At 55.1% G+C, this 21,696-nt stretch carries 23 protein-coding genes; 9 read left to right on the plus strand and 14 right to left on the minus strand.

Annotated features, from left to right (window positions below; all coding sequences use genetic code 11):
- Window positions 1-275 precede the first annotated feature (275 nt).
- Together wbaP and FA91_RS09955 are read left to right on the plus strand one after the other, a co-directional pair.
- Window positions 276-1,742 (plus strand): undecaprenyl-phosphate galactose phosphotransferase WbaP, encoded by a 1,467-nt coding sequence (wbaP, locus tag FA91_RS09950; protein WP_034915245.1) that lies wholly within the window; start codon window positions 276-278, stop codon window positions 1,740-1,742.
- A gap of 136 nt (window positions 1,743-1,878) precedes the next feature.
- A complete protein-coding gene (locus FA91_RS09955; RefSeq protein ID WP_034915247.1) occupies window positions 1,879-3,069 on the plus strand; it encodes a multidrug effflux MFS transporter in 1,191 nt (396 codons plus the stop codon).
- 2 nt (window positions 3,070-3,071) lie between these two features.
- Here the strand turns inward: FA91_RS09955 and dadX are convergent, their stop codons facing one another.
- Together dadX and FA91_RS09965 are read right to left on the minus strand one after the other, a co-directional pair.
- The gene (gene dadX, locus FA91_RS09960) at window positions 3,072-4,142 is read right to left on the minus strand and encodes a catabolic alanine racemase DadX (RefSeq protein ID WP_034915249.1); all 1,071 of its coding nucleotides are present in this window, start codon (window positions 4,140-4,142) and stop codon (window positions 3,072-3,074) included.
- Between the two features lie 30 nt (window positions 4,143-4,172).
- On the minus strand, window positions 4,173-5,471 hold the full coding sequence (locus FA91_RS09965) for a D-amino acid dehydrogenase (protein ID WP_034919191.1): 1,299 nt from the start codon (window positions 5,469-5,471) through the stop codon (window positions 4,173-4,175).
- Window positions 5,472-5,989: 518 nt separating this feature from the next.
- On the opposite strand from FA91_RS09965, the gene FA91_RS09970 reads away from it, so the two are divergent.
- Window positions 5,990-7,525: a SpoVR family protein gene (locus FA91_RS09970; protein ID WP_034915252.1), complete on the plus strand. Its 1,536-nt coding sequence runs from the start codon at window positions 5,990-5,992 to the stop codon at window positions 7,523-7,525.
- 33 nt (window positions 7,526-7,558) lie between these two features.
- Here the strand turns inward: FA91_RS09970 and fadR are convergent, their stop codons facing one another.
- Complete coding sequence (fadR, locus tag FA91_RS09975; RefSeq protein WP_034915253.1) at window positions 7,559-8,278, minus strand: fatty acid metabolism transcriptional regulator FadR; 720 nt, start codon at window positions 8,276-8,278, stop codon at window positions 7,559-7,561.
- Between the two features lie 272 nt (window positions 8,279-8,550).
- On the opposite strand from fadR, the gene dsbB reads away from it, so the two are divergent.
- Both dsbB and FA91_RS21020 read left to right on the plus strand, forming a co-directional pair.
- On the plus strand, window positions 8,551-9,081 hold the full coding sequence (dsbB, locus tag FA91_RS09980; protein WP_034915254.1) for a disulfide bond formation protein DsbB: 531 nt from the start codon (window positions 8,551-8,553) through the stop codon (window positions 9,079-9,081).
- Between the two features lie 126 nt (window positions 9,082-9,207).
- The gene (locus FA91_RS21020) at window positions 9,208-9,381 is read left to right on the plus strand and encodes a hypothetical protein (protein WP_156103072.1); all 174 of its coding nucleotides are present in this window, start codon (window positions 9,208-9,210) and stop codon (window positions 9,379-9,381) included.
- A gap of 39 nt (window positions 9,382-9,420) precedes the next feature.
- Here the strand turns inward: FA91_RS21020 and FA91_RS09985 are convergent, their stop codons facing one another.
- From FA91_RS09985 to FA91_RS10000, 4 genes are all read right to left on the minus strand, one after another.
- Window positions 9,421-9,858, minus strand: coding sequence for a YcgN family cysteine cluster protein (locus tag FA91_RS09985; protein ID WP_034915256.1), 438 nt, complete (start codon window positions 9,856-9,858; stop codon window positions 9,421-9,423).
- 63 nt (window positions 9,859-9,921) lie between these two features.
- Window positions 9,922-10,581: a fumarylacetoacetate hydrolase family protein gene (locus FA91_RS09990; protein ID WP_034915259.1), complete on the minus strand. Its 660-nt coding sequence runs from the start codon at window positions 10,579-10,581 to the stop codon at window positions 9,922-9,924.
- Window positions 10,582-10,625: 44 nt separating this feature from the next.
- Window positions 10,626-11,678 (minus strand): lytic murein transglycosylase, encoded by a 1,053-nt coding sequence (locus FA91_RS09995; protein WP_034915262.1) that lies wholly within the window; start codon window positions 11,676-11,678, stop codon window positions 10,626-10,628.
- Window positions 11,679-11,763: 85 nt separating this feature from the next.
- Complete coding sequence (locus tag FA91_RS10000; protein WP_034915266.1) at window positions 11,764-12,042, minus strand: YcgL domain-containing protein; 279 nt, start codon at window positions 12,040-12,042, stop codon at window positions 11,764-11,766.
- Window positions 12,043-12,198: 156 nt separating this feature from the next.
- Here FA91_RS10000 and minC point away from each other — a divergent pair, with 156 nt between their 5' ends.
- From minC to minE, 3 genes are read left to right on the plus strand one after another with little or no spacing between them, the layout of a single operon-like run.
- Window positions 12,199-12,888, plus strand: coding sequence for a septum site-determining protein MinC (gene minC, locus FA91_RS10005; RefSeq protein WP_034915268.1), 690 nt, complete (start codon window positions 12,199-12,201; stop codon window positions 12,886-12,888).
- 41 nt (window positions 12,889-12,929) lie between these two features.
- Window positions 12,930-13,742, plus strand: coding sequence for a septum site-determining protein MinD (minD, locus tag FA91_RS10010; RefSeq protein ID WP_034915270.1), 813 nt, complete (start codon window positions 12,930-12,932; stop codon window positions 13,740-13,742).
- A gap of 3 nt (window positions 13,743-13,745) precedes the next feature.
- On the plus strand, window positions 13,746-14,015 hold the full coding sequence (gene minE / locus FA91_RS10015) for a cell division topological specificity factor MinE (protein ID WP_034915272.1): 270 nt from the start codon (window positions 13,746-13,748) through the stop codon (window positions 14,013-14,015).
- 57 nt (window positions 14,016-14,072) lie between these two features.
- Here the strand turns inward: minE and rnd are convergent, their stop codons facing one another.
- From rnd to FA91_RS10045, 6 genes are all read right to left on the minus strand, one after another.
- Complete coding sequence (gene rnd / locus FA91_RS10020; protein WP_034919194.1) at window positions 14,073-15,182, minus strand: ribonuclease D; 1,110 nt, start codon at window positions 15,180-15,182, stop codon at window positions 14,073-14,075.
- Window positions 15,183-15,292: 110 nt separating this feature from the next.
- Window positions 15,293-16,975, minus strand: a complete 1,683-nt coding sequence (fadD, locus tag FA91_RS10025) for a long-chain-fatty-acid--CoA ligase FadD (RefSeq protein ID WP_156103073.1) — start codon at window positions 16,973-16,975, stop codon at window positions 15,293-15,295.
- Window positions 16,976-17,184: 209 nt separating this feature from the next.
- Window positions 17,185-17,781 (minus strand): Slp family lipoprotein, encoded by a 597-nt coding sequence (locus FA91_RS10030; RefSeq protein WP_034915280.1) that lies wholly within the window; start codon window positions 17,779-17,781, stop codon window positions 17,185-17,187.
- A gap of 59 nt (window positions 17,782-17,840) precedes the next feature.
- On the minus strand, window positions 17,841-18,542 hold the full coding sequence (tsaB, locus tag FA91_RS10035; protein WP_034944804.1) for a tRNA (adenosine(37)-N6)-threonylcarbamoyltransferase complex dimerization subunit type 1 TsaB: 702 nt from the start codon (window positions 18,540-18,542) through the stop codon (window positions 17,841-17,843).
- A 57-nt stretch (window positions 18,543-18,599) separates the two neighbouring features.
- On the minus strand, window positions 18,600-20,510 hold the full coding sequence (locus FA91_RS10040; RefSeq protein WP_034915284.1) for an ATP-dependent DNA helicase: 1,911 nt from the start codon (window positions 20,508-20,510) through the stop codon (window positions 18,600-18,602).
- Between the two features lie 73 nt (window positions 20,511-20,583).
- Complete coding sequence (locus FA91_RS10045) at window positions 20,584-20,910, minus strand: hypothetical protein (protein ID WP_034915287.1); 327 nt, start codon at window positions 20,908-20,910, stop codon at window positions 20,584-20,586.
- A 159-nt stretch (window positions 20,911-21,069) separates the two neighbouring features.
- Between FA91_RS10045 and FA91_RS10050 the strand changes: the two genes are divergently transcribed.
- Window positions 21,070-21,414 carry a RidA family protein gene (locus FA91_RS10050; protein WP_034915290.1) on the plus strand — a complete coding sequence of 115 codons (345 nt, stop codon included), beginning with the start codon at window positions 21,070-21,072 and terminating at the stop codon, window positions 21,412-21,414.
- A gap of 41 nt (window positions 21,415-21,455) precedes the next feature.
- Here the strand turns inward: FA91_RS10050 and FA91_RS10055 are convergent, their stop codons facing one another.
- Window positions 21,456-21,641 carry a YoaH family protein gene (locus tag FA91_RS10055; protein ID WP_034915293.1) on the minus strand — a complete coding sequence of 62 codons (186 nt, stop codon included), beginning with the start codon at window positions 21,639-21,641 and terminating at the stop codon, window positions 21,456-21,458.
- Window positions 21,642-21,696 lie beyond the last annotated feature (55 nt).

A 21,696-nucleotide genomic window follows, 5' to 3' on the forward strand; every position in this document is an offset into this window, starting at 1 on the left:
TATGCCCGATATCTGAATATAAAAATAAGACTGTTTTTAGGAATAACCCGTATTAACTCACGGTAATAACTCCTGCATACTCATCTCGCTACAGGGATGAAGCCGCATAAAATATTTCTGTCATATGTTTTAATTATTGTAGATGTTAAACATCGCGGAAAGTAATAAGAATTAATTAATTGAAGATAAAGGAATAAACTTCAATACCCATACTCCTGAACGCATGCTTGATCTTCGTCAGGTCACTCATTCCTCACTCAAAGAGAGCAGGCATTATGGCAAGTACCTTGGTTTTAAATAACCGCAGCCGTACATTTAGCGGTACGCGGAAAAACATTATTGCAAAAGTCGCACTCAGTCTTTCAGATTTAATTTCTATTAACCTGGCGCTATTTTTATCCGCCGCAACCGTACGGGCTATTTGGGGAAATCTGGATGTTTTTATTCCCCCACAGGAAGTACAGGTGCGCTTTATTGCGCAGTTTGTCATGTCGGTAGTGTGCACCGCCTGGTTCTGGATGCGGCTGCGCCATTACACCTACCGCAAGCCATTCTGGTTTGAATTAAAAGAAATTATTAAAACGCTGGTGATATTTTCGCTGCTGGATCTGGCGCTCATTGCCTTCTCCAAATGGGATTTTTCACGCATGCTGTGGAGCTTCACCTGGGTCTATGCGCTGATTCTGGTTCCGCTGCTGCGCGCCAGCGTTAAGCAGGCGATCATGAAAGCAGGCCAGTGGCAGAAGCAGACCATTATTATCGGTTCGGGTAAAAATGCGCGTGAAGCCTATGCTGCGCTGCAAAGCGAAGAGATCCTCGGCTATGAAGTGAAAGCCTTCGTCGCTTCCAATGGACACGGCGGCGCCGAGCATCTTAATGGCGTTCCGGTTATCACAGCGAAAGATATCGTGTGGGATACGGTCGATCTGGAGAACACGCAGTTCATCGTGGCGATGGAGTATGAGCAGCAGACGATGCGCGATCAGTGGCTTAAACTGCTGTCGAAGAAGAAATGTCGCTCCGTGTCTGTGATCCCTACCCTGCGCGGCGTGCCGCTCTACGGTACGGATATGTCTTATATCTTCAGCCATGAGGTAATGATCCTTCGCGTCAGCAATAATCTGGCGAAGCGTTCATCACGCTTCCTGAAACGCACCTTCGACGTGGTGGTTGCGTCAATGCTGCTGTTGTTCCTGGCGCCGGCCTTTGGCCTGATCTGCTGGATGGTCGGTCGTGATGGCGGTAACAAAATTTACGGTCATGAACGTGTGGGTCAGGACGGCAAGAAATTTAAATGCCTGAAATTCCGTTCGATGGTAACCAACTCGCAGGAAGTGCTGGCTGAACTGCTCGCCACCAGCGAAGAGGCGCGCGCAGAGTGGGATAAAGACTTTAAGCTGAAAAACGATCCACGCGTCACGAAAATCGGCGCATTCCTGCGCAAGACCAGCCTTGATGAGCTGCCGCAGTTGTGGAACGTGATCCGTGGTGAGATGAGCCTGGTAGGGCCACGTCCGGTAATCGAAGCGGAACTGGAGCGTTATGCCGGCGATGTTGACTATTACCTGATGGCCAAACCGGGTATGACCGGTCTGTGGCAGGTGAGCGGACGTAACGATATCGATTACGACACCCGCGTCTACTTCGACTCCTGGTATGTTAAAAACTGGGCGCTGTGGACAGACATCGCCATCCTGTTTAAAACCGCAGGCGTTGTACTGCGTCGTGACGGTGCTTACTAAGTCGCCTGCATAAACCGCGCCCTTATCAGGGCGCGGTTTTTTTCTCAGGTGACTATTTCTTTCTTCTCCCCTTTTCTTTTCCCGCCGTAATCCTTACCCTGTCCGGCTTGCTGTTTAATGGACGTCATCACGCACGATGCAAAAATTCACGCTACTTCTTCTGACCCTGGTGCTGCTGGCGCCGCTGGGCATCGATCTCTATCTGCCCACGCTGCCTGAGATCGCGCTGGGCCTGAACACGCCGGTCAGCAATATTCAGACCACCATTCCGCTTTTCCTGCTGGTGATGGGGCTTGGGCAACTGGTTGCCGGGCCGCTGGTTGATAATCTGGGAAGAAAGCCGCTGGCGCTGGCCGGGCTGCTTCTTTATCTCATTGGTAGCATCCTTGCCGCTACCGCCAGCGGCTGGCCACAGTTTCTGTCGGCCCGGGTGGTACAAGGCTGCGCGGTGTGCTGCACCGCTGTCGTGGCGTTCAGCGGCGTGCGCGATCGTCTGGATGGCGAAGAAGCGGCCCGCGCCTATGGCTTTCTTAACGGCGCGCTGAACATTGTTCCGGCGCTGGCGCCGATGCTGGGCGGCTTTCTGGCTGAGGCTTTCGGCTGGCGGGCACCCTTCTGGTTTCTGACCGGCTATGCATTACTGATTGGCCTGCTGGTGATTTTCTTTTTACCGGAAACGCGTCCGGCGGATACGCTGCGCGTTAAGGGATTGCCGCTGAAGCAGTATGGGCAAATACTCAGCCAGCCGCGCTTTCTTGCCTTTGCTTTTGCGAATGCCGGCGCGCTGGGCATGGTGTTGACCTATGTTTCCCTCGCGCCACAGGTGCTGATGATGGAAGGAAAGCTCACCGCCCTGCAATTTTCCATTGCCTTCGGCGCCAACGGCTTCTGGATCATGCTGGTCAGCGTGCTGGTAAATAAAATGATCCGTAAGGTTGGCAGGCCGGTTTGCCTGTTTATCGGCAGTGTGGCAATGGCGCTGGGCGCGGTGATGCTGATGGCGGGCGCAGGGTTTCTTCCTGACGCCTGGCAGTCGCACTGGGCGCTCTATATGCTGCCGGTCGCGGTGGCCGTCGCCGGTCTGGCCTTTACCGTTGGCCCGGCGACCAGCTATGCGCTGGAACCCTGGCAGCAGCAGGCAGGCGTGGCGTCTGCGTTGGCCGGTTTTATTCAGATGGCGGGCGGCGCGGGCGGTGGCCTGCTGGTAATGATGTTGCCGCTGGCGGAAAAATCGGCGCTCGGCCTGATGATGGCGGCGGGCGCGATACTGACCGGCCTCGCCTGGCTGTGCAGTAAAAAAGTGCGCGGCACGCTGACCGCGCTCTGATATTAGATGACCGTGACCGGCACGCGCGGCGCCAGCGCGCACATTAACTCGTAGCCTACCGTGCCGGCGCTCGCAGCAACGTCATCAATACGAACGTTGCTTCCCCACAGTTCGACCGCGCTACCGATCCCCGCCTGCGGACAAGGCGTCAAATCAATCGTCAGCATATCCATTGAAATCGCGCCAACCGTCTGCGTCATCACGCCGTCAACCCAGACCGGCGTACCGGTCGGCGCATGGCGCGGATAGCCATCGGCATAACCGCACGCCACCACGCCGATGCGCTGCTCGCCACGTGCGTGATAGCGCGCGCCGTAGCCCACGCCGTCGCCCGCCGTCAGCGTCTGGATACCAATGATCGTGCTGCTGAGCGTCATCGCGGGCTGCAAACCGCAGCTGGCGATGTCCCGCCACTGTCCGCTGGGTGATGCGCCATAAAGAATGATGCCGGGTCGCACCCAGTGATAATGCGTTTCAGGGTGCCACAGCGTGGCGGCGGAGTTGGCCAGCGAGCGCGGGCAGTCCAGCCCTTCCGCCGCGGCGTTGATGCGCCGCATCGGTTCAACGATCCCTTCGCTGCTCTCTGCCTCGGCAAAATGCGCCATCAGCGTTATTTCGCCAACGTTTTTCAGCGCGCGCAGCTTCTGCCAGGCGTGATTCACCTGCGTTGGCTGGAAACCGAGCCGGTTCATGCCGCTGTTCATTTTTAAATAAATATCCAGCGGCGCAGAAAGCTCCGCCCTGGCCAGCGCCTGAATCTGCCAGTTGCTGTGCACGCTGGTGGTCAGGCGATAGCGGTCGAGGATCGCCAGCTCGCTGCTTTCAAAAAAACCCTCCAGCAGCAGGATGGGTTTTTTCCAGCCGCGCTCACGCAGCAGGATTGCCTCTTCAAGATTGAGCAGCGCAAAGCCGTCGGTTTCAGAAAAACTTTGCCAAACGCGATCGAGGCCGTGGCCGTAGGCGTTTGCTTTCACCACGGACCAGACGCGTGAATGGGGCGCAGCCTGACGGGCAACCGCCAGGTTATGTCGCAACGCATGAGTATCGATCGTAGCGACGGTCGGACGAGACATAACTTCTCCTGATCTGAAATGCAGGGACGTTTAGCGGCTGGCGCCGTACAGCGTATGACCAGTCGTTGGCCAGGTTCCCGGCAGGTAACGCATTACCGACAGATCGTCTGCGGCAATGGCGGGTTTACGTCCGGAAATGATATCAGAAAGTAGCTGACCCGATCCGCACGCCATCGTCCAACCGAGCGTTCCATGACCGGTATTCAGAAAAAGATTATTCAGCGGCGTGCGGCCAACGATTGGCGTGCCATCCGGCGTCATCGGGCGTAGTCCGGTCCAGAAGGTTGCCTGTGCCGTGTGTCCGCCGCCGGGGAAGAGATCGTTAACCACCATTTCCAGCGTTTCGCGTCGTGCGGGCAGCAGCTCGGTGTTATAGCCGACAATTTCCGCCATGCCGCCAACGCGAATGCGGTCGTCAAAACGCGTGATGGCAATTTTGTAGCTTTCATCCAGTACAGTAGAAACCGGCGCCGCCTGTGCGTTGTTAATCGGAATAGTTAACGAATAGCCTTTCAGCGGATAGACCGGAATTTTCACCAGGGGCTTCAGCAGCGAAGTGGAAAACGATCCGAGCGCCACCACAAAGGCGTCGGCCGTGACCACCTCTGCGCCACACTGCACGCCAACGATACGGTTACCTTCCTGCAACAGCGCGTCAACAGGCGTATTAAAACGAAAGGTAACGCCTGCGGACTTCGCCATCTCCGCCAGACGTCCGGTAAAGAGCTGGCAGTCGCCGGTTTCATCGTTAGGTAAACGCAGACCGCCGGTCAGCTTATGGCGCGTCGCAGCGAGCGCTGGTTCGGCGATGGCTAACTGCTCCGCTTCCAGTAGTTCATACGGCACGCCTGCTTCTTTCAGCACTGCAATATCTTTGGCAGCATTTTCATATTGTTGCGCAGTGCGAAATACCTGAAGCGTTCCGCCCTGCCGACCTTCATAAGCGATGCCGGTTTCCCGGCGCAGTAACTTCAGGCAGTCACGGCTATACTCGGCAATACGCACCATGCGGCTTTTATTTTGCTGATAGTGCGCCATGTCGCAGTTACGCGCCATCTGCCACATCCACTCAAGCTGAAAGCGGCTGCCGTCAGGTCGGATCGCCAGCGGCGCATGACGCTGAAAAAGCCATTTGATCGCCTTCAGCGGCACGCCGGGCGCGGCCCATGGCGCGGCGTAACCGGGTGAGATCTGCCCGGCGTTTGCCGCACTGGTTTCCAGCGCCACGTCGGGCTGCCGGTCAATAACCGTGACCTCGTGCCCCGCCTGAGACAAATACCAGGCGCTGGCGACGCCAACCACGCCACTACCCAAAATGACAACTCGCATAACGCTCCACCGATTTTGTAACAGAGAGATAAACTGCCTGAAAGCGGCATCGTCAGATGAAAAGACTACCGCAAAACGATCGTTACCGCATGGGCACATTTCACATCTTTTTAACCAAAAAAAAGAATAAAGAACATACCCGGCATGCAGTTTGCCATTTAATATCGCTTTCAGGCGTTATAAAGCAGTTAATCTCATTAAAAAAGCCAATGATGCCTTTGCTCAGCACAATATTATCGTGCCATAGCTTTCACTTATAAACAGGATTATCTGCTGTTAAAAAAAGAAAAACCAATATATTAAATCATTAAAAAAACAAATTACTTACCACACTCTGTTTCCTGCCAAATATATCCATTGTATTCGCCGAAAGAATCAGAGAGAGTGAACTATCATTAGCTTATTGGCTTCATTTCTGGCCTGCCGGCACGCGATGCTTCAGGTGGTTCAGGATAAAACGGACGTTTTGCCGCTGCGCTATGCAGCGATGGAAACCGGTTTTATAAAAGAGGTGCGCTATGACAACTATCTTTGACGTTCCTGTCACTAACAGCAAACGACTCAGCGATGGGCCCGACTGGACCTTTGACCTGCTTGATGTTTACCTGGCGGAAATTGATCGTGTTGCCCGGCTCTATCGGCTTGATACCTACCCTCATCAGATTGAAGTGATTACTTCAGAGCAGATGATGGACGCCTACTCCAGCGTGGGCATGCCCATTAACTACGCCCACTGGTCTTTTGGTAAAAAATTCATCGAAACCGAGCAGCGCTACAAACACGGGCAGCAGGGTCTGGCGTATGAAATTGTTATTAATTCCAATCCCTGTATCGCCTACCTGATGGAAGAAAACACCATCACTATGCAGGCGCTGGTGATGGCGCATGCCTGCTACGGGCATAACTCCTTTTTTAAAAATAACTACCTGTTTCGTAGCTGGACAGACGCCAGCTCTATTGTCGATTACCTGATTTTTGCACGTAACTATATTTCCGAATGCGAAGAGCGCTACGGCATTGATGAGGTGGAGAAGCTGCTTGATTCGTGCCATGCGCTGATGAATTACGGCGTCGATCGCTATAAGCGCCCGCAGAAAATTTCACTTCAGGAGGAGAAAGCACGGCAGAAAAGTCGTGAAGAGTACCTGCAAAGCCAGGTGAACACGCTGTGGCGTACCCTGCCACGTCGCGATCGCGAAGAGTCTCAGGTTGAGGCCGCGCGTTACCCCTCTGAACCACAGGAAAATCTGCTCTACTTCATGGAGAAGAACGCGCCGCTGCTGGAGCCGTGGCAGCGGGAAATCCTGCGTATTGTGCGCAAGGTCAGCCAGTATTTCTATCCACAAAAGCAGACGCAAGTAATGAATGAAGGCTGGGCGACGTTCTGGCACTACACCATCCTCAATCACCTTTATGATGAAGGCAAGGTGTCCGAGCGTTTCATGCTTGAGTTCCTGCACAGCCATACAAACGTGATTTTCCAGCCGCCGTACAACAGCCAGTGGTACAACGGCATCAATCCTTATGCGTTGGGTTTTGCCATGTTTCAGGACATCAAACGCATTTGCGAAGCGCCGACGGAAGAAGATCGCTACTGGTTCCCGGATATTGCCGGCAGCAACTGGCTTGATACGCTGCATTTCGCCATGCGCGAATTTAAAGATGAGAGCTTTATCAGCCAGTTTTTATCACCGAAAGTCATGCGTGATTTCCGCCTGTTTACGGTGATGGATGACGATCGAAATAATTATCTGGAAATTGCCGCTATTCATGATGAAGCGGGCTATCGGGCCATCCGTCAGCAGCTTTCGGCGCAGTACAATCTCAGTAACCTGGAGCCGAATATTCAGGTTTATGATGTCAATCTGCGCGGCGATCGCTCGCTGACGCTGCGTTATGTGCCGCATAATCGGGCGCCGCTGGATAAAACGCGAAGGGAAGTGTTGAAGCATGTACATCGTCTCTGGGGCTTTGACGTGCATCTGGAGCAGCAAAATGACGATGGCACCACGGAAATACTCGATCGCTGCCCGCCACGCACCTCAACGCTGTAAACGTCCGGCCGGTTCTTCAGAACCGGCTTTTTTTTATCGGCGCTGCGGGGTCAGTTCGGTGGGCATACTGTTCTGCATTGCGTGCCACAGTTCACCGCTACGGCGGCCATAGTCGCGCACCGCGTCGACGATCTTATCGAAGTGGCGATCGTGCAGTATCACTAACAGCTGTTGGTAAAAATCTGCCGCCAGCTTGCGCGCTTCCGGATTGGAGAAATAGTGACGGCCGACGCGCGTATACAGGCCTTTCAGCCCGTTCAGGATCAGTCCGTAAATAGGATTGCCGGAGGCAAATGCCAGCCCGCGGAAAATGTTGTAGTCCAGCTCAGTAAACGCTTCTGCGCCGTCTTCCACGCTTTTCGCCATCTCCAGCACTTCTTTTGCTTTCTCCGGATGGATGCGGATCGCGCGGCGAATAAAAATCGACGAAATATTGGTGCGCACCGACAGCAGATTATCAATGAGCTGCGGTACGCTGTCGTGATCCAGGCGCGCCAGCGTTTCCAGAATATTGAGGCCGGAGGTTTCCCAAAAATTATTCACCCGCGTTGGTTTGCCGTGCTGAATCGTCAGCCAGCCATCGCGCGCCAGGCGCTGGAGCACTTCGCGCAGCGTGGTGCGGGTCACGCCGATCAGCTCTGAGAGCTCACGCTCTGCCGGAAGGATGGAACCTGGTGGAAAACGGCTGTTCCAGATACTTTCAATAATGTATTCTTCAGCGAATCCCGCTGGGCTCTGCGCCTTGATGACCATAGCGTTTTGTTTCCATTGCTTCAGGACGACAAAAAATTGAGCTCATCATACCAGACGCCCTGAACATCACCTAGACCGCCAGCGCGCTAAAAAGTGGTCAAGGCCGCAAATCACGCAAATGTAAACGCACGTCTGACGGGTTTTTGATGACGCAGATTATTCACACTTTCTTTTATCTGGGTCATTGTCCTCGCTAAATTTTCTTTTCATGACTGGCACGCATCCACTTTTCGTTTACACTGCCGTTTCGAAAGCTGTTACATGGATTGATTATGTTGAGATATCTGAATACCTGTTCCCGCGGTCGCGGCGCGTGGCTGCTGCTGGCGCTGACGGCGTTTGCACTGGAAATGGTCGCGCTGTGGTTTCAGCACGTGATGTTGTTAAAGCCCTGCGTATTGTGCATTTACGAGCGCTGCGCGCTGTTTGGCGTGATGGGCGCGGGCGTGGTCGGTGCGATTGCGCCCAGAACGCCGCTGCGCTGGGTCGCCATAGCGATCTGGTTATACAGCGCCTGGGAGGGACTGCGTCTGTCGTGGGAGCACACTATGATCCAGCTTCATCCCAATCCGTTTGTCACCTGCGACTTTGCGGCGCGCTTTCCAACATGGCTGCCGCTGGACAAGTGGCTGCCTGCGGTGTTCGTCGCCAGCGGCGACTGCGCAGAAAAGCAGTGGTCTCTGTTTACGCTTGAGATGCCACAGTGGCTGGTGGGCATCTTTGCCGCTTATCTGCTGGTGGCCGCGCTGGTGCTTATCGCTCAGGCCTTCCGCCCGAAGCGGCGCGATCTCTTCTCACGCTGACGCCTGTTTCCTGGCCCGCTCCGGCGGGCCTTTTTACATCATTCCCCTTAAAAAACGTAAGCCATTTGAAAGACCTGGCGCAGCCAACTACGCTTTAAGGACTCCGACGCCACAAAAAGGAATACCATGAAACATATTGCGTTAGCGCTGGTTCTGGCTTTCTCTTCTGCCGCCCTCACCGGCTGCGCTTACTGGGGAAATAACGACGACACGCACAGTCCGCCACCGGCACCGCCCGGCGGTCAGCAGCCTCCTGGCGCGCCGGGCGGCAGCGGTCCTGTTGGACAGCCGCAATCCTGATGAGATAAAACCGCACCTCAAAAGAGCGTGCGGTTTTTTTTAATACGGGCGATTAATGATGTGATCTTCCCAGTCGCGCACTTCGCTTTCGCGAACGGCGATATGACGGACCGAAATGCGTTCGGCGTGCATGGCAGATTTGGAACCGGCGCGCAACGGATGCCATGCGGGCAGGTTTTTTCCTTCCGCCAGCAGGCGATAGGCGCAGGTAGGCGGCAGCCAGGAAAATGTTGGCAGGTTCTCTCGTGTCAGCTTGATACAGTCCTCTTCGTATTCGAAGCGGCGTTCATAGTTGCGGCACTGACAGGTTTTCAGATTCAGCTGGTTACAGGCGACATTGGTGAAGTAGATTTCATCCGTGTCCGCATCCTGTAACTTGTTCAGACAGCACTGTCCGCATCCATCACAAAGGGATTCCCATTCCTCATCGCTCATCTGCTCCAGCGTTTTTTGTTGCCAGAAAGGGGTCTCGGTCATGTTCGCGTCCTGATTGAATAAAAGCCCGCACCTTATAAACAGTTCGGGCTTCAGATGCAAGTTTTACAGCACGCGCGTGGCAATGCCGTGGCCGCCCAGCGAGGCTTCCAGTTTGTCGCCTGAGTTCATCGGGCCGACGCCTTCAGGCGTACCGGTCAGAATGACATCACCGGCGCGCAGGGTGAAAAAGCGGCTCATATAGGCAATCAGCGGCAGAATTTTATGGATCATATCGCTGGTATTGCCCTGCTGCCGAACCTCACCGTTCACCAGTAATTTTAGCTCAACGTCCTGCGGATCGGCATTGAATTCCCCCACCGGGATAAAGCCGGACAGCGGACAGGAGTTATCAAAACCTTTGGCTTTTTCCCACGGCTGCCCCGCTTTTTTAAAGCCCGCCTGCATATCGCGCAGCGTGAGATCGAGCGCAATGCCATAACCGGCAATCGCTTTTGCCACATGCTCTTCGGAAGCCTGCTTCAGCGTTGAACCAATCAGTACCGCCAGTTCAATTTCATGATGTACGGCGCCAAAACCTTTCGGAATGGACAGCGGCTGGCGGATATCGCAAATCGCCGTTTCCGGCTTGATAAAAATAACCGGCTCATCCGGCGTTGCGCTGCCCATCTCTTTAATGTGTTTTGCATAGTTGCTGCCCACGCAAACCACTTTACTTACCGGGTAATCTAGCAGTGCGCCCTGCCAGTTGTGATGTTGATACATATTCTTCCCCTGACTGTGTTGATGGAAACGACCCGTGATGGTCGTTACTGCGAGATCGCATCGGCCATCATGCCGATGCTGAGAGCAAAATAGGTTGAGCGGTTCCAGTGCATAATGGTGCGGAAATTGTCATACACCAGAAACGCTTTTCCGGGCGCGTCGTCCGGGGTGATGATCCAGGCGCGCTGGGCGTTATCCGGCAGCGAGGCATCGCTGGTGAAACGCACGCCCAGTCGCTGCCACTCGCCGACGCTTTTGGCCTGAGAATCTTTCAACCCTGCCATTTCCGGCACGAAATCAAGCGGCAGAATAGCCTCTCTTCCCCAGCTCTGTCCGGCTTTCCAGCCCTCTTTCGACAGGTAGTTGGCGGTGGAGGCGAACACGTCATCGGTACTGTTCCAGATATCAATTTTGCCGTCGCCATCGCCGTCTGCGCCGTAGCGCACGAATGAACTGGGCATAAACTGGCTTTGTCCCATTGCGCCAGCCCACGAGCCTTTCAGTTCGTCAGCGGTGATATGCTGCTGCTGGACAATCCGGAGCGCAGCGTAAAGCTCTTTGGTGAAAAACGCCTCGCGGCGGCCTTCGAAAGCGAGGGTAGCGAGTGCCGAAACGATATCTTCTTTGCCCTGGATTTTACCGAAGTTACTCTCCATGGCCCACAGCGCCACAATGTACTGCGGCTGCACGCCGTAACGCTGGCTGACCGGCTCAAGCTGCGCGCGATAATTTTGCAGGTTTTCCCGTCCCTGCTGCACTTTTGCTTCCGGCATGACGCGCGCCAGATAGTCGCTCAGGGTGATTTTTTTCTCGGGCTGATTACGATCGGACGCAATGACATGGTCAACAAAGTGGACATTAGCAAAGGCGACCGCAAGCGTTGATTCATCGATCCCCTGCTGGCGTGCCTGCGCTTTCAGTTTTTCCACATAAGCCGGGAATTCAGCCGGATCGCGCCCTTCGCTGGCCAGCGTGGTTTTCTCAGGCGGCGTAAGAAAAGCGCCGCTGCTTTGCGATGCGGGTGCCGCATGGTTTTTGCCGGCGCATCCGGTCAGCGCAACGGTAAGAATAAAGGTCGTGAGAAAGGTCAGTTTCATGCGTTCATCCTTTTCAGGTGAGCGCCGCCGCATATATATCTCTGCGCGTGCATTCGGCGACGATAAAATAGCGTGCAGATATCTCTTAATTACTATTTTTTACCTGGTCGAGATGGCTTTTAAGCAGGCTTTCAACCGGTGGCGGCATTTGCAGGTAATACCCCTCTTCTTTAAGGGCATTTTTTACCTTACTCAACTCCGCGTTAACTAACCGCTTACTGCCGTCAAGCGGCAGCAGCATGGCCAGCTGTGGCCTGCCAAACCCTTTCAACAGCGCCTCGGGCACGCGGGAAAAATCGTCTTTTTTTTCGACGTAGAGATAAGTCTGGTCGCGTAAGGGACTTCTGTAGATCACACAAAACATATATTTAACCCGAAATTACCTGGAAGGTGACTTGCCTGAATATAACAGTAACTATAACATGCTTGCTGAACTTCGGAATATTGTCCTGCCGCGGTAAATGTCGGTAACACAGACATAATTTAGTCGGGACAGAGATTACAGGACTGGGCCGGGCAAATGCCACAAACGCCAATCGAGTTAAAAGGCAGCAGTTTTACGCTGTCAGTTGTTCATTTGCACCACGCCGATCCTGATGTGGTACATCAGGCGCTTCAGGATAAGATCAATCAGGCGCCCGCCTTTCTGAAAAACGCTCCTGTGGTGTTGAATATCGCTTCATTAACGCGCGATGTCGACTGGCCGCGTATGCAGCACGCCATTGACTCAACCGGTCTGCACATCGTTGGCGTGAGCGGGTGTAAAGATGATGTGCTGAAGCGCACGGTGATCCGTGCGGGCCTGCCTGTTCTGTCTTCGGGTAGAGATCAGAAAAGCAGCGTTGAGCCAGCGCCTGCTCAACCGGTGGCGACGCCGGCGGCAAAAACCCGCGTGATTGATACGCCGGTGCGTTCAGGCCAGCAAATCTACGCGAAAAACAGCGATCTTATCGTCACCAACAGCGTCAGCGCCGGGGCGGAACTGATTGCTGATGGCAACATCCATATTTACGGCATGATGCGCGGCCGCGCCCTGGCCGGCGCCAGCGGCGACGCAGACTGCCAGATTTTTTGTACCAGCTTGTCAGCAGAATTGGTTTCGATAGCCGGACAGTACTGGATTATGGATCAGATCCCTGCTGAATTTTTCGCAAAAGCGTCGCGTCTTTATCTGAAAGACGGCGCATTGACGATACAGACACTGAATTAAGCCGGGCTCACGAGCCTTTCTATTTCTAAGGAAATCCTTATATGGCACGCATTATTGTTGTTACTTCGGGTAAAGGAGGCGTTGGCAAGACCACGTCCAGCGCGGCCATCGCTACCGGTTTAGCCCAGAAAGGTAAGAAAACCGTAGTGATCGACTTCGATATTGGCCTGCGTAATCTTGATTTGATCATGGGCTGTGAGCGCCGCGTCGTCTACGATTTTGTTAACGTAATTCAGGGCGATGCCACGCTCAATCAGGCATTAATCAAAGACAAGCGTACTGAAAACCTCTTCATTCTCCCTGCCTCGCAAACGCGCGATAAAGATGCGCTTACCCGTGAAGGCGTGGAAAAAGTATTGAACGATCTGGGTGAGAAGGCTTTCGATTTTATCGTTTGTGATTCGCCGGCGGGGATTGAAACCGGCGCGCTGATGGCGCTCTATTTTGCTGATGAAGCGATTATTACCACCAACCCGGAAGTCTCCTCCGTTCGCGATTCCGACCGCATCCTGGGTATTCTTTCTTCAAAATCGCGCCGCGCGGAAAACGGTCAGGACCCGATAAAAGAGCATCTGCTGCTGACCCGCTACAATCCCGGCCGCGTAAATCGTGGCGATATGCTGAGCATGGAAGACGTGTTGGAGATCCTGCGCATTCCTCTGGCGGGTGTGATTCCTGAAGATCAGTCGGTACTGCGCGCGTCCAACCAGGGCGAGCCGGTTATTCTGGATCTCAGCTCCGATGCGGGTAAAGCCTATGCCGATACGGTAGACCGTATACTCGGCGAGGATCGTCCCTTCCGCTTCATTGAAGAAGAGAAGAAGGGTTTTCTGAAACGCCTGTTTGGGGGATAAGACATGGCCTTACTCGACTTCTTTTTATCCCGTAAAAAGAGCACAGCCAATATTGCCAAGGAACGGCTGCAAATCATCGTTGCGGAGCGCAGACGGGGTGACAGCGAACCTCATTACCTGCCGCAGCTGAAAAGGGACATTCTGGAAGTTATCTGTAAATACGTGAAGATCGATCCTGAGATGCTGAGCGTTAAGCTTGATCAGAAAGATGATGATATCTCGATTCTGGAACTGAACGTAACCTTGCCAGAGACGGACGAAACGCCAAAATGATCGTCTGCCGCCGCTGAATTTCCCCTGCCTTCGCAGGGGAAATCGTCAGCATGCGCTTCAGATCGTGTTAAGCACGTCACTGATACCCGCGTGAAGTAGCTCTCCACGCCAGCCATCAATCAGTTCCGGCGTGGTGCTACGGGGTTTTATATTCCAGTGCCAGTTTAATAGCTGATTAATCTGCCGACGGGAAGCCAGTAATTCCTGACTGACGCCATGCCGCTCCGCTGCGCTGGCAACCACCGCCTTCAGCGCTTTGAAAGCGTTTTTATACTCGGGATGATCGATCAGATTCCGCAGCGGCTCCGGCAGTTCACTCTCATCAAGCGCATTGGCCTGCTCAACCCTGTTGACCAACTCTCTGCCGTGGAAGCGGATCTCCTGCCCGTTCAGCCCTAACTGATCCAGCTCTGCCAGTGAACCTGGCATAAAACGCGCCACCTTCCACAAATTTTCTTCGCGTACGACAAAATTTACCGCCATGTCTTTTTCACGCGCCAGCGTCAGTCGCCACTCAGCCAGCAGCTTCAGCGCAGCCAGCTGTCGCGGCCGTAGCTGCCATGCGTTGGTAATGTCGCGCCAGGCTTCAGACGGCGCGACCACCGTGCGGCGACGCTGACACAGCAGCGCGCACTCATTCAGTGCGGCGGCGAGTTTGCCGCTCTCTTCCGCTTCCGCCATCAGTTTGTGGGCAACAGGCAGCAAATAGTAAACGTCTGCCGCCGCGTACTCACACTGGCGTTCGGTCAGCGGACGCGCCAGCCAGTCGGTGCGGGACTCGCTTTTATCCAGCGCAATACCGGTAAACGACGCCACAATGGTTGCAAAACCACAGGAGAGCGGGCGTCCGGTAAAGGCCGCGAGGATCTGTGTATCAATCATCGGCGTTGGCATCACGCCATATTCATGCAGAAAAACTTCCAGATCTTCGCTACCGGCGTGCAGAAATTTTATAACCTGCTCATCCAGCAGCAGCGCGCGAAAAGGCGCCCAGTCGGTAATGGGCAACGGATCGATCAGCGCGATGTTTTCGCCGTCATAAAGCTGGATCAACCCCAGTTGAGGATAATAGGTACGGGTACGCACAAATTCGGTATCCAGCGCCAGCGCAGAAAACGTACGCGCGCGCAGGCACAGCTCAGCCAGCGCCTCGTTGGTGGTTATCATGGTGTAATTCAAAAAAAATCCTCTTACCGCAACAAAAAAACCGTTTCGGTGACAATAAAAACGCCGGGGTCACCGGCGCTCTGAAAAAAGTTGCAGGCAGTATACCGTGTTCAGGGGCTCCTGGTCGCATTGGTTGCCTCGTCACGGAGTTCGCGACGCAGGATTTTGCCCACGTTAGTTTTCGGCAGATCTTCGCGAAATTCAACTATTTTCGGCACTTTGTAGCCTGTCAGATGCTTTTTACAATGGGCTGTCAGCTCTTCTTTAGTGAGCGACGGATCTTTTCTGACCACGCACGCTTTTACCGTTTCCCCGGCAATATCATCAGGCACGCCGATGGCGGCCGCTTCCCGCACTTTCGGGTGCATCATCAGCACGTCTTCGATTTCGTTGGGGTAAACGTTAAAACCGGAGACCAGGATCATATCTTTTTTACGATCGACAATGCGAATAAAGCCTTCGCTATCCACGGTCACAATATCGCCGCTGTGCAGCCAGCCATCTTGCAGTACTTCAGCCGTCGCGTCCGGTCGCTGCCAGTAGCCGCGCATCACCTGCGGGCCTTTAATGCACAGTTCGCCAGGCTCGCCCTCGCCGACCTCATTTCCTGCGTCATCCACCAGCCGGATATCCGTTGACGGCACCGGCAGGCCAATGCTGCCGCTGTGGTAGCGAATATCATAGGGGTTGACTGAAACCAGCGGCGCGCATTCGGTCAGGCCGTAGCCCTCCAGCAGATAGTGGCCGGTGAGTTTTTCCCAGCGTTCCGCCACGGCCTTATGTACCGCCATGCCGCCGCCTGCCGATAAACTGAGGCTCGAGAAGTCCAGTTTGTTGAACTCGCTGTCGTTCAGCAGCGCATTAAAAAGTGTATTGACGCCGGTAATGGCGGTGAAGCGGACTTTACTCAGCTCTTTCACCAGGCCCGGAATATCACGAGGATTCGTAATCAGCAGGTTGGTGCCGCCAAGATCGATAAACAGCAGGCAGTTTACCGTCAGCGCAAAAATATGATACAGCGGCAGCGCCGTCACCACAGTTTCTTTGCCTTCCTTGAGCAGCGAGCCGTAGGTGGCTTTGGTTTGCTCAAGATTGGCCTGCATGTTGCGGTGGGTGAGCATCGCACCTTTCGCCACGCCCGTCGTCCCGCCGGTATATTGCAGGAAAGCGAGATCGTCATTGGTGGTTTCAGGCCGCACGTACTGCATGCGGTAGCCTTTTTGTAGCGCGCTGCGAAACGAAATGGCACCCGGCAGATGGTATTTCGGCACCAGACGCTTGATGTACTTGACGACAAAATTAATCAATGTTCCTTTGGCGGGAGAGAGCTGGTCGCCCAGGCGCGTCAGCATCACATGCTTCACCTGCGTTTTCGCCACCACTTTTTCCAGCGTATGGGCAAAATTGGAGACGATAACGATGGCGCTTGCGCCGCTGTCGTTGAGCTGATGCTCCAGCTCACGCGGCGTATAAAGGGGATTGACATTAACCACCACCATCCCGGCGCGCAGGATGCCGAACAGCGCAATCGGGTACTGCAACAGATTCGGCATCATCAGCGCAACGCGATCGCCTGCTTTCAGACCCAGCCCTTCCTGGAGCCAGGCGGCAAATGCCCGGCTGCGCTCTTCCAGTTTGCGATAGGTCATGGCCTGACCCATATTGATGAACGCCGGGCGATCCGCGTAGCGATGTGCTGCCTGCTCAAAGAGATCGATGAGCGATGTGTAGCGATCGGAACTGATCTCAGCCGGCACATCGGCGGGATAACGGTTTAACCAAACCTTTTTCAAGGAAGCACCTCGGAAACTATTTATTGTTGTCATTGGCTTCACCCATCGCGTTTGTTAACATTATTTTAACTCAGCGTACCAGTTAAAAAATGCCGCCGTATTCAGGTTGCGAAGCCCATCACTAAAAATCCCGTTCAACGGGTCGTGATAAAAAAAGACCCGGCGGCAGAGAAACAGCCGTCGGGTCATAAGCGTTATCGTCTGTCTGTTTATTCGGTCAGAATGGTCTGCACCTGCGCTGGCCCCTGATTGTAGAACCCGAACGGCGGCGGGCCCCAATAACCGCCGCGATGGCGCCCGTGCGGCGGGCCGTACCAAATCCACGGATCGAGCGGCTGCGGCGGCGAAACCAGCTGCTGCGTCATGTGCCAGCGCTGATAACCGGTCACGTTCACGGTGACAAAGTTATATGCTGCCTGGCCGATTTCCCCTTTCTCTGTGCCTTTAATCGGCCCGACCACAGTCACCATCTGATTAGTGAAGTCGATGGGATCGACAAAGCCGTTGATGTCCGCATAAATGCGGCCGATTGACGCGCTGCCAAGCACAGGCCGGGCGGTATCATCAAGCCGCATAGCGGCAATTTCCAGCCGCGTCATGCCGCTTTTATTACTGACCTTCACCACTTTGCCGCCAAAGCGAGACTCCTGCCCGACGTAGAGCTGCGGCGCGTTAAGCACCCGCGCCAGGTCCTGCTGAGGCATCTCCGAATGTCCTTTCACCGAATCCGGCACGCTGACGCAGCCGGACACCAGCGCAACGGCCAACAGCACCCGGCCCAACTGCAATATTGCTTTTTTACGCATAACCCACTCCATGAATACAGCCTGAAAATTAGACTTCGGGCACGGCGAATAGTTGCCTGCTATTCGCGACCGGGCAGTTTTTTCCAGGCGACCTCATTGCGCAGATAAGTGGGCTCGGCGTGTTCAACCGCAACGGCGCGATGTTGCTGAAGCGCCATCACGGCGAGCGGCAGCATATCCTCCGCATGCGGTAAGGCAATGTCGGTGGCGGTAAGCGTGAGGTGACTCTGCATGGCCAGCTGTGGCCAGGCTTGCCAGCCGGTGCCGACCGTGGCCCACTCACCGCCGAGCTGCGCCATTCGCTGCTGAGCCGCTTCCGGCGTCAGTACGGCTTCGCTGCTGTCACCCTGCCAGACGCCCTGCGCGTCGCGCTGATATTCCGCCCAGTAAACTTCCCCCATGCGCGCATCAATGGCGGCCAGCACCCGTTGCGCCCCGAGCGTGCGCCATGCGCCTTCAGCCATGGTTTGCAGCGTCGAGACGCCAATCATCGGTAAATCAGCACCCAGCGCCAGACCCTGTGCAATACCAATACCGATGCGCACGCCGGTAAAGCTGCCCGGCCCTTTTCCAAACGCCAGCGCGTTGAGATCGGTCAGCGTTGTTTGCCCTTCAGAAAGGATCGTCTGTACCATCGGAAGGATGCGCTGCGTGTGCTCACGGGCGCAAAGTTCGAAATGGGCCGTTATCTTTTCATCATTCAGCAGCGCCACCGAACAGGCTTCCGTGGCCGTATCAATAGCTAAAATTCGCGTCGACATACTCACCTCAGGCGGGAGAAAATTTTCGGCGCGCAGCATAGCATACTGCGCGCAAAATTACCGTTGCTTCTCAGGTTGAAGAAAGGCGACCGCCTGCGCAATATCCCGCGTGCGCGGCGTCGGCGGCAGGCTGTTAAGGAACACCGCGCCGTAAGGCCGCATCACCAGCCGGTTATCGCAAATCACCAGCACGCCGCGATCGTCTGTATCGCGGATCAGGCGGCCCACGCCCTGTTTAAGCGTGATAACCGCGTCCGGGAGCTGCACCTCGTCAAACGGATCGCCGCCACGTATCCGGCAATCCTCCATGCGGGCTTTTAACAGTGGATCGTCGGGCGAGGTGAACGGCAACTTATCAATGATCACCAGTGACAACACATCGCCGCGCACGTCCACGCCTTCCCAAAAGCTGCTGGTCGCCACCAACAGCGCATTACCGGCAGAAATGAACTGCTTCAGGAGCTGACCCTTGCTGGTTTCGCCCTGCAACAATACCGGCAAGGTCGTCATCGCCCGGAACTGTTCGGCAAGACCGCGCATCATCTGGTGCGAGGTACAGAGAAAAAAGCAGCGCCCGTTGTTGGCTTCAATCAGCGGCAGCAGCATACGCGCCATCTGTCGTGCGCCGCCGGGCTGATTCGGCGACGGCAAGTTACGCGGCACGCAGAGCAGCGCCTGCCGGGCGAAATCAAACGGGCTGTTGAGTATCAGCGTATCGGCGTTGGTGACGCCAAGCCGCTCGACAAAGTGGGTCATCTGCTCGTTCACCGCCAGCGTCGCGGAGGTGAATATCCAGCTCGCCGGGCGCTCGTCCATCACCTCGCGGAAACGATCCGACACCGACAGCGGCGTGAACGCCAGCACAAAGTGGCGGGAGTTGCATTCGTACCAGTAGCTGAAGCCGGGCTGCGACACATCCTTCAGACGCTTGAGCCTGCCGCGATAGAGCGCGGCGCGTTCAAAAGCGGCATCCAGCAGCGCCGAGCGCCCCAGCGACATTTTCGCCACGTCATAACAAAGCTCAAGCGCATCATCCAATAACGTCAACGAGCGCAGCACCTGCGCGTTGCTGAGCAGATCGCGCAGGTTGCCACGAAAACCCGGATCGCCCAGCGAAAGGCGAAAGTCCTGCGCGCTCTGCGCCAGACGGTCGGCAGACTTCTGTAGCTGCTGTGCGTCGCGGACTTCGGTGCGGTACGCGATTGAAATATCTTTTGCCAGATCGAGAAGCTGTTTGCTGGAGAGCTGCTGGCCGAAGTACTGGCTGGCGATATCCGGCACCTGATGCGCTTCGTCAAAAATCATCACGTCCGCATCCGGGATCAGCTCAGCAAAGCCGCTCTCTTTCACCACCATATCAGCGAGAAACAGGTGATGGTTCACCACAATAATGTCGGCATCCATCGCTTTTCGTCGCGCCTTCACCACAAAACAGTCCTGATAGAGCGGGCAGTCGCTGCCCAGACAGTTGTCATTGGTACTGGTGACCAGCGGCCAGACCGGACTGTCCTCCGCCACGCCGCCGCAGGTGCTGATGTCGCCGTCAATGGTTTCAGACGACCAGCCGCGCAGATGGACCAGATCGCTCATCGCCTGCGCAGCCAGCTCTCCGCCCGCCATTGACTGCTGCTCAAGGCGCTCCAGACAAAGGTAATTCGAGCGCCCTTTCAGCAGGGCCAGCGCACCTTTGTACTTCAACGCGCGGGCGACGGTGGGAAGATCCCGGCTGTAGAGCTGATCCTGAAGCGCTTTAGAACCGGTGGAAATAATCACCTTTTTGCCGGAACGCAGCGCGGGCGCCAGATACGCGTAGGTTTTACCCGTTCCGGTTCCCGCCTCAACCACCAGCTCACGCTTATTAGCAATAGCATTCGTGACTGCCTCAGCCATTTGACGCTGGGGTTCGCGCGGCCTGAAGCCCGGAATGGCCTGCGCCAGCGCGCCCTCTGCTGCAAAATCGTCCGCCACACGCCCTCACCGTTTTAAAAAAAAGTACTGTAATTATGTCAGTATTTGCCTGGTTTGTATAAGCCCGCGTTCGTTACATACAGGATCGCGCAGAGGCTATCCAGCGATCGCGCGGGTCCTTCGATGCGGTATATATTTTGACGTCCGCGCCGCCGTCGCTGGCCATCTCAATGGTTGCAACGGAATCAACAGCGCCCGTCGTGGTAATCCGGTAACCCTTTGCACCCGCCACGCTGGCATATGCCGGGTTCAGTGCCAGCCACTGAGGCGCGAGGCATTTGTTAAATTCATAGGCCGACTTTATCGAGTGCGCGGCATAGCCGGGCGCTTCCTTCTCCGGCCCGGCTGATGAACAGCCCGTCAGTGCCACAACAATAAGGATGAGAAGCTGCTTTTTCATGAGTCACCTGCCGGAAAAAAGTGGATTCCCTCAGATATAAGGGCGGCGCAAGCCAATGCCAACGGTCAATCTTGCGTGTTGTCATGCCATCCTTCAGATGACATCGCCCCCGGAAATATGCCAGGCTTGCGGCAAACCGATTACCCGTAAGGAAAAATAATGACCGTCGAACGTATCGATCCGGAACACCGCATGTCTGAAGCCGTCATTCATAACGACACGATTTATTACACCAGCGTACCTGAAAACCTGGATGAGGATGCCGAAGCGCAAACGACCAATGCGCTGGCGGTGATTGACAATATTCTCAGCCGTCTGGGGTCAGACAAAAGCCGCATTCTTGATGCAACGATTTTTCTGGTGCACAAAGAAGATTTTCAGGCGATGAATCGTGCCTGGGATGCCTGGGTTTCTCCCGGTAATGCGCCGGTTCGCTGCACGGTGCAGGCCGGCCTGATGAATCCGAAATATCGCGTCGAAATTAAAATCATCGCGGCAAAATAAGTGCGGGCGATGCCGCCCGCCCTGACCTCGTCGACCCGGTATTACTCGTCGTCGTCTTCTTCTTCAAATCTGGCGGCGATCATGTCGCCGGTATGCGTTTCGCGGATCTCTGCGGCGACCAGTTGAATCGCCTGGCCGCTGCTCATCCCTTCGGACATGAGTTGATGAATGCGCTCAACGGCCTGCTGCTGCTGCTCATGTGAAAGTGCCGGTAGACCTGTAATCATTTTCGCTCCTGTCTGGTGTTGACGCTGAACAAACGGATGCCTTCCGCGTTAAAAT

Origin of the sequence: Erwinia sp. 9145 (assembly GCF_000745075.1) — a bacterium.
GTDB lineage: Bacteria > Pseudomonadota > Gammaproteobacteria > Enterobacterales > Enterobacteriaceae > Erwinia > Erwinia oleae.

What these genes read in the sequence shown, in the direction of transcription:
- wbaP (WP_034915245.1), top strand. Translation starts at nt 276, where the DNA reads ATGGCAAGTACCTTGGTTTTAAATAACCGCAGCCGTACATTTAGCGGT.
- FA91_RS09955 (WP_034915247.1), top strand. Translation starts at nt 1,879, where the DNA reads ATGCAAAAATTCACGCTACTTCTTCTGACCCTGGTGCTGCTGGCGCCG.
- dadX (WP_034915249.1), bottom strand. Translation starts at nt 4,142, where the DNA reads ATGTCTCGTCCGACCGTCGCTACGATCGATACTCATGCGTTGCGACAT.
- FA91_RS09965 (WP_034919191.1), bottom strand. Translation starts at nt 5,471, where the DNA reads ATGCGAGTTGTCATTTTGGGTAGTGGCGTGGTTGGCGTCGCCAGCGCC.
- FA91_RS09970 (WP_034915252.1), top strand. Translation starts at nt 5,990, where the DNA reads ATGACAACTATCTTTGACGTTCCTGTCACTAACAGCAAACGACTCAGC.
- fadR (WP_034915253.1), bottom strand. Translation starts at nt 8,278, where the DNA reads ATGGTCATCAAGGCGCAGAGCCCAGCGGGATTCGCTGAAGAATACATT.
- dsbB (WP_034915254.1), top strand. Translation starts at nt 8,551, where the DNA reads ATGTTGAGATATCTGAATACCTGTTCCCGCGGTCGCGGCGCGTGGCTG.
- FA91_RS21020 (WP_156103072.1), top strand. Translation starts at nt 9,208, where the DNA reads ATGAAACATATTGCGTTAGCGCTGGTTCTGGCTTTCTCTTCTGCCGCC.
- FA91_RS09985 (WP_034915256.1), bottom strand. Translation starts at nt 9,858, where the DNA reads ATGACCGAGACCCCTTTCTGGCAACAAAAAACGCTGGAGCAGATGAGC.
- FA91_RS09990 (WP_034915259.1), bottom strand. Translation starts at nt 10,581, where the DNA reads ATGTATCAACATCACAACTGGCAGGGCGCACTGCTAGATTACCCGGTA.
- FA91_RS09995 (WP_034915262.1), bottom strand. Translation starts at nt 11,678, where the DNA reads ATGAAACTGACCTTTCTCACGACCTTTATTCTTACCGTTGCGCTGACC.
- FA91_RS10000 (WP_034915266.1), bottom strand. Translation starts at nt 12,042, where the DNA reads ATGTTTTGTGTGATCTACAGAAGTCCCTTACGCGACCAGACTTATCTC.
- minC (WP_034915268.1), top strand. Translation starts at nt 12,199, where the DNA reads ATGCCACAAACGCCAATCGAGTTAAAAGGCAGCAGTTTTACGCTGTCA.
- minD (WP_034915270.1), top strand. Translation starts at nt 12,930, where the DNA reads ATGGCACGCATTATTGTTGTTACTTCGGGTAAAGGAGGCGTTGGCAAG.
- minE (WP_034915272.1), top strand. Translation starts at nt 13,746, where the DNA reads ATGGCCTTACTCGACTTCTTTTTATCCCGTAAAAAGAGCACAGCCAAT.
- rnd (WP_034919194.1), bottom strand. Translation starts at nt 15,182, where the DNA reads ATGATAACCACCAACGAGGCGCTGGCTGAGCTGTGCCTGCGCGCGCGT.
- FA91_RS10030 (WP_034915280.1), bottom strand. Translation starts at nt 17,781, where the DNA reads ATGCGTAAAAAAGCAATATTGCAGTTGGGCCGGGTGCTGTTGGCCGTT.
- tsaB (WP_034944804.1), bottom strand. Translation starts at nt 18,542, where the DNA reads ATGTCGACGCGAATTTTAGCTATTGATACGGCCACGGAAGCCTGTTCG.
- FA91_RS10045 (WP_034915287.1), bottom strand. Translation starts at nt 20,910, where the DNA reads ATGAAAAAGCAGCTTCTCATCCTTATTGTTGTGGCACTGACGGGCTGT.
- FA91_RS10050 (WP_034915290.1), top strand. Translation starts at nt 21,070, where the DNA reads ATGACCGTCGAACGTATCGATCCGGAACACCGCATGTCTGAAGCCGTC.
- FA91_RS10055 (WP_034915293.1), bottom strand. Translation starts at nt 21,641, where the DNA reads ATGATTACAGGTCTACCGGCACTTTCACATGAGCAGCAGCAGCAGGCC.